The 14340-nt window shown below is 28.5% G+C and carries 12 protein-coding genes; 6 read left to right on the top strand and 6 right to left on the bottom strand.

The genetic code is table 11. The features are described 5' to 3' along the window. The first annotated feature begins 51 nt into the window (after positions 1 to 51). From KGF38_RS07530 to KGF38_RS07545, 4 genes are all read left to right on the top strand, one after another. Complete coding sequence (locus KGF38_RS07530) at positions 52 to 2157, top strand: sigma-54 interaction domain-containing protein (RefSeq protein WP_227832278.1); 2106 nt, start codon at positions 52 to 54, stop codon at positions 2155 to 2157. A gap of 241 nt (positions 2158 to 2398) precedes the next feature. Further along, positions 2399 to 3565, top strand: coding sequence for a MalY/PatB family protein (locus KGF38_RS07535; protein ID WP_074178827.1), 1167 nt, complete (start codon positions 2399 to 2401; stop codon positions 3563 to 3565). Between the two features lie 23 nt (positions 3566 to 3588). Beyond that, positions 3589 to 5031, top strand: a complete 1443-nt coding sequence (gene nhaC, locus KGF38_RS07540) for a Na+/H+ antiporter NhaC (RefSeq protein WP_074178826.1) — start codon at positions 3589 to 3591, stop codon at positions 5029 to 5031. A gap of 2 nt (positions 5032 to 5033) precedes the next feature. After that, positions 5034 to 5303 (top strand): hypothetical protein, encoded by a 270-nt coding sequence (locus tag KGF38_RS07545; RefSeq protein WP_074178825.1) that lies wholly within the window; start codon positions 5034 to 5036, stop codon positions 5301 to 5303. Between the two features lie 80 nt (positions 5304 to 5383). Here KGF38_RS07545 and KGF38_RS07550 read toward each other — a convergent pair whose 3' ends face one another. Further along, positions 5384 to 6811 carry a cell wall-binding protein Cwp14 gene (locus KGF38_RS07550; RefSeq protein WP_074178824.1) on the bottom strand — a complete coding sequence of 476 codons (1428 nt, stop codon included), beginning with the start codon at positions 6809 to 6811 and terminating at the stop codon, positions 5384 to 5386. A 403-nt stretch (positions 6812 to 7214) separates the two neighbouring features. On the opposite strand from KGF38_RS07550, the gene KGF38_RS07555 reads away from it, so the two are divergent. Then, entirely contained in the window at positions 7215 to 8084 is an 870-nt protein-coding gene (locus KGF38_RS07555) for a LysR family transcriptional regulator (protein WP_054271311.1), read from the top strand. Positions 8085 to 8146: 62 nt separating this feature from the next. Continuing rightward, on the top strand, positions 8147 to 8413 hold the full coding sequence (locus KGF38_RS07560) for a TIGR04076 family protein (protein WP_227832279.1): 267 nt from the start codon (positions 8147 to 8149) through the stop codon (positions 8411 to 8413). A gap of 70 nt (positions 8414 to 8483) precedes the next feature. Here the strand turns inward: KGF38_RS07560 and aspS are convergent, their stop codons facing one another. From aspS to dtd, 5 genes are all read right to left on the bottom strand, one after another. Next, positions 8484 to 10271 (bottom strand): aspartate--tRNA ligase, encoded by a 1788-nt coding sequence (gene aspS, locus KGF38_RS07565; RefSeq protein ID WP_054271313.1) that lies wholly within the window; start codon positions 10269 to 10271, stop codon positions 8484 to 8486. A 73-nt stretch (positions 10272 to 10344) separates the two neighbouring features. Further along, complete coding sequence (gene hisS / locus KGF38_RS07570) at positions 10345 to 11607, bottom strand: histidine--tRNA ligase (RefSeq protein WP_227832280.1); 1263 nt, start codon at positions 11605 to 11607, stop codon at positions 10345 to 10347. Continuing rightward, on the bottom strand, positions 11597 to 13156 hold the full coding sequence (locus tag KGF38_RS07575) for a coproporphyrinogen III oxidase (protein WP_054277343.1): 1560 nt from the start codon (positions 13154 to 13156) through the stop codon (positions 11597 to 11599). Before KGF38_RS07575 ends, hisS begins: the two co-directional genes overlap by 11 nt. 90 nt (positions 13157 to 13246) lie before the next feature. Beyond that, positions 13247 to 13861 (bottom strand): MBL fold metallo-hydrolase, encoded by a 615-nt coding sequence (locus KGF38_RS07580; protein ID WP_074178820.1) that lies wholly within the window; start codon positions 13859 to 13861, stop codon positions 13247 to 13249. A 14-nt stretch (positions 13862 to 13875) separates the two neighbouring features. Further along, positions 13876 to 14325, bottom strand: a complete 450-nt coding sequence (dtd, locus tag KGF38_RS07585; protein WP_054271317.1) for a D-aminoacyl-tRNA deacylase — start codon at positions 14323 to 14325, stop codon at positions 13876 to 13878. Positions 14326 to 14340: the final 15 nt, after the last annotated feature.

Raw genomic sequence — 14340 nt, forward strand, 5'->3', positions numbered from 1 at the left:
GTTTAATTGTTATATAATCTAAAATAAGTCAAATTTGTATGAGAGGTTAAAATGAAACAAATGGAATTAGCTATTGTAAGTTTAAAAAAAGATGCTGGAGAAATTTATGAAGACCAAATAAGACAATTTTTAGGTAACAATATAAAAATAAATTTATACTCATTTGAAGAAGGAAATTTAAGATTTTTTAAAGAAAGTTTGATATTATTATCTGCTTATTTAAAATATGATGAAATAGCAAAATTATCCCATCATGATGCTCAAATTATTGTACCTAAGTTAACATTTGAAAAGAACAGTATAGATATGATATCAAGATTAGAAAAAGATAAAATTATTTATGTATATAATCTAAGTAAGGATATGGCAATAGAGACAATATCTTTAATACATAGACTAGGAATAGACAATATCAATATCCTACCTTGTTATCCAGAGATAGAATTTACTCCTACAGATGCTATAATACTAACTCCTGGCGAAAAAATCTTACCTAAAGTTAAAAATTGTGAAGTTATAGACTTGAAATATAGAATAATAGATTTAAGTTGTATAGTTGAAATTGCTACAAAAACTAAACTAAAACATCTAATAAAAGATGACTTAATAAAAAAATATGTAGAGAAAATAATACCTACAAGCTATAGTACAGGTGAGTTACTATTAGATGCAAATAAATTTGAAAGGCAATTTGATTTATTATTATCTATAATTGATGATGGAATTATATGTACCAATAATGATGGGATAATTCAATTTTACAATCATATGGCTAGAAAAATTTTATCTATAAATGCAAATGAAATGATTTATGAATTTATTGGTGATTGTATAAGAGAAATAAATTTTCAAAACATATTAACCAATAAAGCTCCATTTTATGAAAAATTAATTAAAATAAATCATGTAGATATAAATTTAGAGATTAAACATATACAATTAAATGTATTTGATGGATTTATATTGAAAATGACCAAATTCTCTCAACTAGAAAAAAAGCAAGCCAAGTTAAGAGCACAATTAGTCAATTCAGGTAATGTCAGTAAATATACATTTGATGATATATTAGGCTCTAGTATACAAACCATTAATACAAAAAAAATTGCCAATAGCATGGCTCAATCAAACTCCTCTATTTTAATAATTGGTGAAAGTGGTACTGGCAAGGAATTATTTGCTCAATCTATTCACAGCGCCTCTAGAAGAAAAGATGGTCCTTTCGTAGCAGTAAATTGTAGTACTTTTCAAGAAAATTTATTACAAAGCGAACTATTTGGCTATGATGAAGGTGCTTTTACTGGTGCTAAAAAAGGTGGAAAGATTGGTTTATTTGAATTAGCTAACAATGGAACTATATTTTTGGATGAAATTGGAGAAATGGATTTAAATTCTCAATCTAAATTACTTAGAGTTATACAAGAAAAACAAGTAAGGCGTATTGGTTCAAACAATGTCATTGATATTGATGTAAGAATAATTGCAGCTACTAATAGAAATTTAAAAGAACTTGTATCTAAAGACATGTTTAGAAGAGATTTATACTTTAGATTAAACGTTCTTCCTCTTAAAATACACCCTCTTAGAGAAAGGCCTACTGATATATTTGAGATTTTCAATTCTCTAAAGTATGATATTCCATGTAATTTTATTCTAAGTAAAGAAGTAAAAGAAATCTTTAAAGTGTATAAATGGGAAGGAAATGTAAGGGAATTAAGAAATTTAGGGGAATACTTCTGCTACTTAGGAAAAGATGTTATAGAAATTTGTGACTTACCTGAATATATATTGGATACTATAGATTCAAATTATAGTAGGACTGTCTGTAACAAAGTAACAGATAAAACAGTAAAATATCAATTAAACATTAACAAAGACAAAAACTTAATAAAACATGATTATAACTTTAAAAGACCTTTAGAGGGATACCTATTTATATTGGACAATTTAAAGAAGGCTTATGATTTAAAAGAAAGAATTGGCAGAAAAAGTCTGTACAAAATAGCTTTAAATGAAAATAGATTTCTGACAGAACAACAGATTAGAAATATACTTCTAGAATTACAAGACTTTGGACTTGTAGACATACTTGTTGGTCGTGGTGGTTCAGTTATAACATCAAAAGGGGTTGAATTTATAAAAAAATATAAACAGGTCTAATAAGTTAAACTGTTAAACCACTTAACCCCATTTATTTATATTTTCATACATATGAAACTTTATTCGAAATAAGCTTTTCCACAAAGTTCTAAATATAGTTAATATTTTTAATTGCTCTATACTTTGGAATTACTTAATATCAAATATTAACTTATTGTTAATTACTTTTTATTATCCATCTTGGCATGTTGTTTGCTTAATATTATTAACATAAATTTTAAAATTACTGGAGGTTTTTATAATGAATTATAATTTTAATGAAGTTGTTGATAGAAGTAATAATTTTTCGTCTAAATGGTCAGAGATGGATAAAAAATATGGAACCAATGATTTACTTCCTATGTGGGTAGCTGACATGGATTTTAAAGCTGCCCCTTGTATAATTGATGCTTTAAAAAATCGACTAGAGCAAGAGATTTATGGTTACACAACAAGGCCAGATTCTTACAATAAATCGATAGTAAATTGGCTAGATAGAAGACATAACTGGAAAATTAAAAGTGAATGGTTAGTTTATAGCCCAGGTGTTATACCAGCTATAAGTCTTTTAATAAACGAACTTACAAAAGAAAACGATAAAATAATGATACAAGAACCAGTTTATAGTCCTTTTAATAGCGTTGTGAAAAATAATAATAGAGAACTGGTTATAAGCCCATTACAAAAACTAGAAGATGGAAATTATGTAATGAATTATGAAGACATTGAAAGCAAGATTAAAGATGTAAAATTGTTTATACTTTGCAATCCTCATAATCCAGTTGGTAGAGTATGGACAAAAGAAGAATTAAAAAAACTAGGAGACATTTGCCTTAAACATAATGTAAAAGTAATATCTGATGAAATACATAGTGATATTATATTAAAAAAACATAAACATATCCCTATGGCATCTATTTCTAAAGAATATGAAAAAAATACAATTACTTGTATGGCTCCAACTAAAACTTTTAATATAGCTGGTCTTCAATCATCTTATGTGATACTACCTGATGAAAAAGACTATAAGTTGTTAGATAATGCCTTCACTAGAATTGATATAAAAAGAAATAACTGCTTCAGCTTAGTTGCAACAGAGGCCTCATATAATAATGGTGAACCTTGGTTAGAATCATTCTTGGAATATTTAGAATCCAATATAGATTTTGCTATAAAATATATAAATGAAAATATGCCAAAACTTAAAGTTAGAAAACCAGAGGGAACTTATTTATTATGGGTAGACTTTAGTGAACTTGGATTGAGTGATGATGAACTAGAAAGTATACTTGTTAAAAAAGGTAAGATTGCCTTAAATCAAGGAAATAGTTTTGGCATTGGAGGAAAAGGGTATCAAAGGATAAACTTAGCGTGCCCAAAAAGTATGCTTGAAGAAGCTCTTATAAGAATAAAAAATGCAATCAACTAAAATATTTAAGGAGAATTTGCACTATGAAAATAGATACAGAAAGAAAAAGACCTTCATTTAGATATTCCTTGTTAGTAATGCTTGCAATAATAGCTTTAACATCAATTGGTATAGTTGTATTTAATGCCTCTATAACTATAATGTTTTTACTTTCATGGCTTATAGTAGTTCCTGCTGCTATGAAGCTTGGTTACACTAATGATGAAATAGAGGCTTTCGGATTTGAGGTTGGGAAGGATGCCTTTCAATCAAATTTAATTATACTTTCTGTTGGCGTACTAATAGCATCTTGGATAGCTGCTGGTACGATACCAACAGTAGTGTATAGCGGTCTAACAATAATAACACCCAAATATTTTTTACTTACAACATTAATAGTCTGTTCACTTACTTCTGTTGCTACAGGTACATCTTGGGGAACTCTTGGAACTTCTGGTATAGCAATGATGAGTATTGGTACTAGCATGGGTATTCCTCTTGGTTTAACAGCTGGTGCAGTCATTTCTGGCGCTTTCTTTGGAGATAAGATGTCTCCCCTATCAGATTCTACAAACTTAGCTGCAGCAGTTTGTAAGACAGATGTGATTACACATATGAAACACATGGTTTACACAACAGGACCTGCATACGTAATATGTATAGTTCTATATACAGTAATTGGCTTAAAATATTCAAATAACACTATTGACTATGTTCAAATAAACCAAATTAAAGATGTATTAAATTCAAACTTTCATATTGGTTTAGTAGCAATGATTCCAATAATGTTTTTATTATTACTTCTATTGTTACAAAAACCTCCTATTATATCTATATTAAGTTCAGCTATAATGGGGCTTATCATAGCTGTATTTCAAGAAGGAGAAAAAATAGGCGATATTTTAAATTATATGCTATCAGGTTTTACTATCGATACTGGATTTGCCTATGCTGACAAGCTATTAAATCGTGGGGGAATCATGAGCATGGCTGAAACTGTTTTACTAGTCTTTGTAGTTTTTGTTATTGCTGGTATTCTCCAAAAAACTGGTTTCTTAGAGGTACTACTTCAGCCTATGATAACTAAAATAGGAAAATCTAGAACTAAATTGGTTGGGTCTACCTTTATAGTAAGTTACTTTGCAAATGCATTTAGCTCATCAATGATGTTTACTTCAGTATTTGTTGGAACTTTAATGTCACCAATATACAAAGAGTTTAGATTAAAACCACAGAATCTATCTAGAATTATAGAAGATACAGCCACACTTGGTGGACCATTAATACCTTGGAATTCAAATGCTGTTTTCTGTGCCCAAACTCTTGGTGTAAGTCCACTAGAATTTATACCATACTGTTTCTTAAGTTGGATTACTCCTATAATTTCATTTATTTATGGTGTAACTGGCTTTACTATGCTTACATATACAGATGATGAAATTGAAGAATTAGAGATATTTGACATTGCCCAGAGAAGAGTTGATTAAGTATGAACTTTGAATACTATTACTTAATTCAAGATATTACAGGTATATTATTGGCATTTGTAGGGCTTAGAATGTCTTTCCTAGGATTTAGAATACTTTCAATAAAAGGTATTTCTATAAATTCGCTTTTAATTCTAATTAAATATTGTTTATTTACTATAGCAGGATTGAATTTATTGATATCTAAGTTTGGAATTATTCACTGGATTTTAAGTATTTGTATGATAGCAATATCCATAATAATTAATCCTAGAATTAAGGCATCCAAATAGAAATAACCATAAAGCTTAAAATTTTATAAAAAAGAAACTGCTTCATATATTAAAGCAGTTTCTTTTACTATTATTTATAATTAAATAACTGGTGTATCAGATAAATAATCATTACTTACATAACCATATCCACCACTATATTTTATTTTTACCCATCCTGTAGCAAACATTTCTATTGTTTCCACTTTACTTCCATATGAAAGATGTCCTATTTTTTCATCTTCTGTACTTGGTCCTTTTCTAACATTAAGACCGTCTTTTTCTTTTACATACTTTATTTTTACATTTTCATTACTACTATCAGGCTTATTATTTGTCAGATAAGACCCACTAACATACCCAATATCTTCATTGTATTTTATTTTTACCCATCCTGTTTTTAATACTTCTAAAACTTCTACTTCATCACCATTATTTAAATATCCTATAACAGAAGCTTCTATTGTAGCATCACTTCTTATATTCACCTTATCTGTATTAGTTACATACATTACTTTCTTATTAGTACTATTTGTTTGTAACTCTTTTAATTCTTTAAATGCACTCTCATTCCCTCCACTACCAACTTGAGTTATAGAGGTAGCACTTTTATTTGAAAATACACTCTTTTGTGTTGTACTTAATTGTTCCCCTACTATAAGTACAGGAGAATCTTCTTTTGATGCCAGCACTCCTACTGCTAGAGCATCTATAAGTTGATTTTGCTTTTTCATTCCATCTTTGGCTACAAATACATTATTTAATTTATTGGATGTATAAAACTTTTCTATTACTTTACCATTAGTTTCATTTCTATCTGCTCCACCTATTCTTTCAGAATTAGGTAAGCTTTGTTTTATTTTATCTGATACAGCATTAGTAGAGCCTATTATGTATGATTTACTTATATTCTTAGATTCTATAAAATCTTTAAAGCTAGATATTCCAGATGAATCAGACACTGGAAGTATAACCATTCCATTAGTCGCAGCTACAGAAGCTATACTAACTGCATCAGCAAGACCTGTATATCCATTTACTATAGCTATTTCTGATATATCTTTTAATTCCTCTATTTTTTTAGCTATACTCAAGGCTGTTTGATATCTATCACTACCACCAACTCTATCAGTAGTTAGATTATTAGATTCTAACTGTTTTTGTACATCATTTGATACAGAACTAGATAGTCCAATTATATAAACTTTTTTAACTCCTAATCTCTTTAATTCTTTCTCAGTTTGTGAATTTAGATTGTTTTTTTCTGTCAATAGTATAGGAGCATTTTTTAATTTTGCAAATGGTGTTACAGACAATGCATCTACAATAGATTCACTATTTACAACTACAGCCTCATTTGCACTACTCCATCCTTTTTTACTTACTTCAATAGCAGTTTGGTATCTATCCTGACCTACTAAAGTATTTTCCAATGTTGTTCTACTTATTTCATTTGCATGTGACACTGGTGATAAGCTTAAAACTAGAGATAAACACAATACGGATGATATTGATTTAGTTAATTTCATCTTAACTCCCCCTAAAATTATAGTATCTAAATTTTTCCTATTTAAAATAGTATAACATAATAATTTAGCTAATATCATTACTCTAAGATATTAAATAATATAAATAAAATTTTATTTTTAGTATATCTTAACTTCTATAATAATTTTTTACCTTACTTGATATACAATTTATTTCTCAGATATATTTTTATATAATTAAAATTTTCAGCATTATTTCTTTAATTAATTATATATTGGACTCATTTTTTTTAATTAGATTATGTATAATACATAAAGAACTATGTGATTAACTTTTTGATATACTATAGTTTATTATACAAGCTTTATATTATAATGTATAATATATAGTTAATTATCAAATTGATATAACTCAAGTCATATTAAAAGAGGTGTATTTTATATTATGGATTTATTGCATCTTAAGTACTTTCAAACAGTTGCTAGAATGGAACACATAACAAAAGCATCACAAAAACTAAATATAGCACAACCAGCTTTAAGTAAGACCATATCTTCTTTAGAAAGAGAACTTGGAGTCAAGTTGTTTGATAGAAAAGGAAGATATATTGTATTAAATGAATATGGAAAATTATTTTTAAAAAGAGTGGATAGTATTTTAGATTTGGTAGAAATGTCAAAAAAGGAATTACGAGATACTTCTTTAGAGAACTCAGGAGAAGTAAAAATATTAGCTACTGCAGCAGCTAATGTACTACCTTCACTTTTAAGTAATTTTAGAAAACTATATCCTAACATTACTTTTAATGTCTCACATACTCTGCCATCTTCTTACAAGAAAAGTGATTTTGATTTGTATATATCTTCTTCATTTACAAAAATAAATTCAGAAAATAATATAACTTTAACTTGTGAAGAGATATTACTAGGTATTTCAATTAACCATAACTTATCTTTAAAAGATGAAGTCTACCTAAGTGAAGTTTCTGATGAAAACTTCATAGTTATAACTAAGGGTGAGAACTATAGAGAAATAATAGATATACTATGTGAATCTGCTAATTTTAAACCAAAAATAGCCTTTGAATGCGATTCACCATATACAATCTATGCACTCATAAAATCACTTCAAGGTGTTGGATTTATATGTGGAAAATCATGGGGATTATCTAAAGACCCAGAAATTAAACTATTACATATAAAAGATATTGAATTTAAAAGATACTTAAATCTATCATGGTTTAATGAAAATTACACATCTAAAGCTGTGTTATTATTTAAAGACTTTCTTATTAATTATTTTAAAAATCTTTAAATAAAAGCTATAATTATAGTCTTTTTATATTAAATAAAAATACAAGGGGGATGTATAAAAATATGGCTAGAAGACCAAAGATAAAGATAACCTTAATAGATAAAAAAGAAAAAGGTGCTTGTCATTATGGACATAAGATTGGAGATTCATTTGATTTTGATACAGAAAGAGGAAAATTATGTCCAATGGCATTACATGTAGCTTTTCCTTATCTTGACATTCTAAGATATGGTGGAAGCATACCTGGTGAGGAAAATAAAAACGAATGTGTATTTTGTTGCCCAGATGCCAAAATTATAAATATATTTAAAATAGAAAAAATAGATTAACTAAAAAAGTCTGAATATAAATATGCTTTATATCCAGACTTTTTACATTTTAATTTCTTATAACTATATATTATTCGTTGTCTTTTATATCAACTTTTATACTTAATTCTTCTAATTGCTCATCTTCTGCTAATGTTGGAGCATTTGTCATAGGACAAACAGCATTTTGATTTTTAGGGAATGCAATAACCTCTCTTATATTGTCAGCTCCTGCAAGTAACATAACAAGTCTATCAAGACCAAAAGCTAAACCAGCATGAGGAGGAGTTCCATATTTAAATGCTTCTAATAAGTATCCAAACTTCTCATTAGCTCTTTCTTCTGTAAAACCAAGTGCTTTAAACATTTTTGATTGTACATCAGAATTTGATATTCTAACACTTCCTCCACCTATCTCATAACCATTCAATACGATGTCATAAGCTTTAGCTCTTAAAGATGCTTTATCACCTTCTTCTAACTTGTCTAAGTCTTCATCCATAGGTGATGTAAATGGGTGATGCATTGCTGAGAATTTTCCTGTTTCTTCATCTTCTTCAAAAACAGGGAATTCAGTTACCCATAATAGATTATATACATTTTTATCTAACATGTTAAGTCTATTAGCTACTTCAAGTCTAACTTGTCCTAAAGCATCAAATACTACTGAGTTTTTATCAGCTACAAATAAAAGCAAATCTCCTGCTTCAGCATTCATTCTTGTAAGTATAGCATTCATTTCTTCTTCATTAAAGAATTTTGCTATTGGAGAAGTTACTCCTTCTTGTCCTACTTTCATCCAAGCAAGACCTTTTGCTCTATATGTTTTAGCATGTTCCTCTAATGATGATATTTGCTTTCTAGTAAAATCATCAGCTTTACCCTTTACATTTATACCTCTAACACTTTTACCTGGCTGTGTAGCATCCGCAAACACTTTGAACCCACAGTTACAAACAACATCAGATATATCTGTTAATTCATATCCAAATCTAGTGTCTGGCTTATCTGAACCATATCTAGACATAGCTTCTGCATAAGTCATCTTAGGAAGTGGAAGTGTTAATTCTACATCTAAAACTTCTTTAAATATAGCTTCAAGCAATCCTTCAATCATATTCATAACATCTTCTTGCTCAACAAAAGACATTTCACAGTCTATTTGTGTAAACTCTGGCTGTCTATCTGCTCTTAAATCTTCATCTCTAAAACATTTAACTATTTGGAAATATCTATCCATACCACTTACCATTAATAACTGTTTATATAATTGTGGTGATTGTGGTAATGCATAAAATTTACCTGGATTAACTCTACTTGGTACAAGGTAATCTCTTGCTCCTTCTGGAGTTGGTGCAATTAAAAATGGTGTTTCTATTTCGCAAAATCTATTATTCGATAAGTAATTTCTTGTAATATTCATTACTTTATGTCTTAATTTTAAGTTTCTTTGCATAGATGCTTTTCTTAAATCTAAGTATCTATATTTTAATCTTAATGCTTCTGAAACATCATCATCATCTTTTATATAAATAGGTGGAGTTTCTGACTTATTTAAGATTCTAAGTTCAGTGGCAAATATTTCTATATCTCCAGTTGGCATATTAGGATTTTTAGATTGTCTTTCGCATACTTTTCCTTTTGCAGCTATTACAAATTCAGCTCCTAATTTTTCAGCTTTTTCAAAAGCTTCTTTATCTACATCTGTATCAAAAACTATTTGACATAATCCACTTGTATCTCTTAAATCAACAAATACAAGACCACCTAAGTTTCTTTTTTTCTGTACCCATCCCATAAGTACAACTTCTTCATTTATGTTCTTTTCTCTCAACTCTCCACAGTAGTGAGTTCTCTTTAGACCCTTTAAAGTTTCCAAGATACTACCTCCATTTTATTTAATTTTAATGCTATATTATTATCTAATATGCAAAACATCATACTTTCTTATTTTACAGCTTTTGTTTTAATTCTTCAACTAATGTACTTAATTTTACAGTAATTTGCTCTGATGTTTTCATATTTTTTAATGTTGCAGTATCATTTTTAAGCTCATCATCGCCAATTACTATTGTAAATTTAGAATTTATCTTATCTGAATATTTAAATTGTGCTTTGACACTTCTCTCTATATGGTCTTTATCTGCACTTATATGATTTTTTCTCAATTCTTTTAATAGGTTAAAGCTTTTTGTATTTGCTTCTTCTCCTATTGTTACTATAAATATGTCTGTAGACTGTGGATTTTCTATTTCAATACCATTGTTTTCAAGTGTAAGTAAAAGTCTTTCAATTCCTAATCCAAATCCAATCCCACTTATACCTTTTGGTCCTCCTAGTTGCTCAACAAGACCATCATATCTACCTCCACCACATACAGTACTTTGCGCTCCTATATCATTAGATATAATTTCAAAGGCAGTTTTTCTGTAATAGTCTAGTCCTCTAACTATTGTTTTATCAACTACAAAGTTTATATCCATTTCATTTAAATATTCTTGTAATTTCGCAAAGTGAGTCTTGCAATCATCACATAAATGGTCTGCAATAAATGGTATATCCTTAATATTTTCCTTACATGTAGGATTTTTGCAATCTATAACCCTCATTGGATTTTTTTCTCTTCTTTCATTACAAGTTTCGCATAATACATCTGCTTTTAAATCAAGATATTCTTTTAATAAAGCATTGTATTCTTTTCTACAAACTGGACAACCAACTGAATTTATGCTTACTATTAAATCCTTTAGCCCAACTTCATTAAAAAATTGAACAGCTAATGCTATTATTTCAGCATCCATTGAAGGAGTGTCACTTCCAAGTGCTTCTATACCAAATTGATGAAATTGTCTTTGTCTTCCAGCTTGAGGTCTTTCGTATCTAAAACAAGGTGTAACATAAAATAACTTAGTTGGCTGAGTATCTGCATACAATTTATTTTCTATAAATGCCCTTACTACACCTGCTGTTCCCTCTGGCTTTAATGTAATTTCTCTGTCTCCTTTATCTTTAAAAGAATACATTTCTTTTTGAACTATATCTGTAGTATCTCCAACACTTCTTTTAAAAAGTTCTGTATGTTCAAATATAGGTGTTACCATTTCTTCATATCCATATAAAGCACATATTTCTCTAAATTTATTTTCTACATAACTCCATTTATAAGCCTCTTTTGGAGTTATGTCTTTAGTTCCTCTAGGAGCTTTAGTCAACATTTTTATATACCTCTTCTTTCTTCCTTTTTATCATTTCATCTACTCTTGCAATGTATTGTTCAACGTTTTTTACATTTTCTACTCTTTCAATTCTATCTTCATCTACATAAACAAATTTTGATATAGCACCTGCACCTAATGCATAGTTACTTTGCTTTTCCTCCATAATTTGTATATTATAAATGCACTCATATCCTTCTTTAGCATAACCTATATTTTCTAAATTGCCTAACATATGTTTTTGTCTGTACATATAATATGGGTTTAATCCCATATCTTTTGCATACTTCATTGATAAATCTATCATTTTTACCATTTCTTCATACTGTGTTAGGTGTTCTTTATACATATCCATATTTATATTCAAGTTAGATGCTCTCTTTATAGCTAATGTGTGAACTGTAAGACTTTCAGGAGAAAGTTTTTTTATTTCTTCCAATGTATTCCTTACCATATTTAAGTCCTCATCTATAAGACCTAAAATTATATCCATGTTTATATTATCAAATCCCATTCTACGAGCCATATTAAAGCAGTCTACTAAGTCAGAAACCTTGTGTTCTCTTCCAATTTTAACTAAAGTCTCATCATTCATAGTCTGAGGATTTATGCTAATTCTACTTACATTGTGCTTTTTCAATACTTTTAATTTTTGCTCTGTAATGGTATCTGGTCTACCTGCTTCTACAGTGAATTCCTTGATTTTAGTTAAATCTAATTCACTAAACAATGAATTTATAAGCAAATCTAACTCTTCCTCATCCAATGTAGTAGGAGTTCCCCCACCAATATATAAAGTTTCAATTTCTTTATTAGTATCCTTAATAAGCTTGGCAAATCCCTTGATTTCTTCAATCAATTTATAAACATATTCTCTTTTCAAATGCCCAAATTGCTTTAATGAGTTTGAAGGAAATGAACAATATACACATCTAGTTGGACAAAATGGAATACTTACATAAAGAGAAATTTTATTTTTATCTATAGGATACATAAATACTCGCTCTCTTTTGGCTATTTCAAGAGCTAAATCTATTTTCTCATCTATTATAAAATAATTATCTTTTAGAATGGTTCTTATGCTATTATCATCTAGCTTTTTATCCATTAGATTGTGGACAATTTTGACTGGTCTAATACCAGTCAAAATTCCCCATGGAACATAAGAATTAAATATTTGCTTAAGCACTATAAACATGCTTTTTTTGATGCTTTCTTTACATAGTTTTTTAAAGTTTCTCTTACTTTCATTATCTAACTTATTCAAAAACTCTTCAATTGATTTGCTATTATCAAATCCATTTAAAAATTCAAGATTTATATTTTCTATATTTTGTATTGATTCATACTTCAAGTTTTCATCTTCATAATACTCAGTACTTGAAAACAAGACTCCATTTTCATAAATCAACCTATTTATTAAATACATTGACTCCATGTTATTACCACATTTATCAGAGTCATTAAATTTAAATTCATTAGTAAACAATTTTATAAGTTCTGCTACTTCATACTTATAATCATGTCCTTTTAAAAAAACATATAACATCAACTTAACTCCTTCTATTTAACAGTAGAAGAACTCCATCTCTAATACAGTTATTAAATATTTGATACATTATTTAATACTAATATAAAATTACATATAAGGATTTGTCTTCTTCTCAACCCCTAGAGTACTAGCTGGTCCATGACCAGGATATACTCTAATAGCATCTTCATATTTACATAATTTCTTAAGCGATTTTTCCATTTGATGAAAATCTCCACTATACAAATCAGTTCTACCAATACTTCCAGCAAATAAAGTATCTCCTGTAAACAATTCATCTTCAACTCTTATACACATACACCCTTGTGTGTGTCCTGGAGTGTGTAAGAAAGTCATTTTTAATTCACCAAGTTCAAGCTTGTCTTTATCATTTACATATATATCTGCATCAAACTCTTGTGCTCCACATCTCATTGTATAACTTAGATTTTTATTTTTATCATTTAATAATTCTTTTTCATCAATATGTGCAACTACCTTAGCACCAGTTTTATCTTTAATATCTTTAACATATCCTATATGGTCTCCATGTCCATGAGTAAGAATTATATATTCGATATTTAATTCATTTTCTTTTACAAAACTTAGAGTATCTACTAAACTTCCACCTGGGTCTATAACTGCACATTTTTTAGTTTTTTCATCACCTAATACATAAGTATTTACTCCAAAATAACTATCTACAAATTTTTTTATAACCATTAAAGTTTTCCCCCTTAAAAAGATTTACTTGAGTCTAATAGTATTGTTACTGGACCATCATTAGTTAATTCTACCATCATATGAGCCGCAAATTTACCTGTACCAACTGTTACACCTTTATCTTTTGCTTTTTTTATAAACTCTTCATACAGATTATTTGCAAGTTCTGGTTTGGCCGCATTACTAAATCCAGGTCTTCTTCCTTTTCTACAATCTCCATATAAAGTAAATTGAGATACTACTAAAAGCTCTCCACCTATATCCATTAGAGATAAATTCATTTTGTCATCTTCATCTTCAAAAATTCTCAGATTCAATATTTTGTCAATCATATAATCTACATCACTTGATTTATCATCATGAGTCACTCCTAATAATACTAGTAACCCTTTATTTATTTGACCTATAGTGTTTTCATCTACTGTAACTTTAGATGAAGATACTCTTTGTACTACTGCTCTCATAGTTTCCTCCCTATT

This window comes from Clostridioides sp. ZZV14-6387, assembly GCF_020657835.1.
GTDB lineage: Bacteria > Bacillota > Clostridia > Peptostreptococcales > Peptostreptococcaceae > Clostridioides > Clostridioides difficile_A.

What these genes read in the sequence shown, in the direction of transcription:
- KGF38_RS07530 (WP_227832278.1), top strand. Translation starts at nt 52, where the DNA reads ATGAAACAAATGGAATTAGCTATTGTAAGTTTAAAAAAAGATGCTGGA.
- KGF38_RS07535 (WP_074178827.1), top strand. Translation starts at nt 2,399, where the DNA reads ATGAATTATAATTTTAATGAAGTTGTTGATAGAAGTAATAATTTTTCG.
- nhaC (WP_074178826.1), top strand. Translation starts at nt 3,589, where the DNA reads ATGAAAATAGATACAGAAAGAAAAAGACCTTCATTTAGATATTCCTTG.
- KGF38_RS07545 (WP_074178825.1), top strand. Translation starts at nt 5,034, where the DNA reads ATGAACTTTGAATACTATTACTTAATTCAAGATATTACAGGTATATTA.
- KGF38_RS07550 (WP_074178824.1), bottom strand. Translation starts at nt 6,811, where the DNA reads ATGAAATTAACTAAATCAATATCATCCGTATTGTGTTTATCTCTAGTT.
- KGF38_RS07555 (WP_054271311.1), top strand. Translation starts at nt 7,215, where the DNA reads ATGGATTTATTGCATCTTAAGTACTTTCAAACAGTTGCTAGAATGGAA.
- KGF38_RS07560 (WP_227832279.1), top strand. Translation starts at nt 8,147, where the DNA reads ATGGCTAGAAGACCAAAGATAAAGATAACCTTAATAGATAAAAAAGAA.
- hisS (WP_227832280.1), bottom strand. Translation starts at nt 11,607, where the DNA reads ATGTTGACTAAAGCTCCTAGAGGAACTAAAGACATAACTCCAAAAGAG.
- KGF38_RS07575 (WP_054277343.1), bottom strand. Translation starts at nt 13,156, where the DNA reads ATGTTATATGTTTTTTTAAAAGGACATGATTATAAGTATGAAGTAGCA.
- KGF38_RS07580 (WP_074178820.1), bottom strand. Translation starts at nt 13,861, where the DNA reads ATGGTTATAAAAAAATTTGTAGATAGTTATTTTGGAGTAAATACTTAT.
- dtd (WP_054271317.1), bottom strand. Translation starts at nt 14,325, where the DNA reads ATGAGAGCAGTAGTACAAAGAGTATCTTCATCTAAAGTTACAGTAGAT.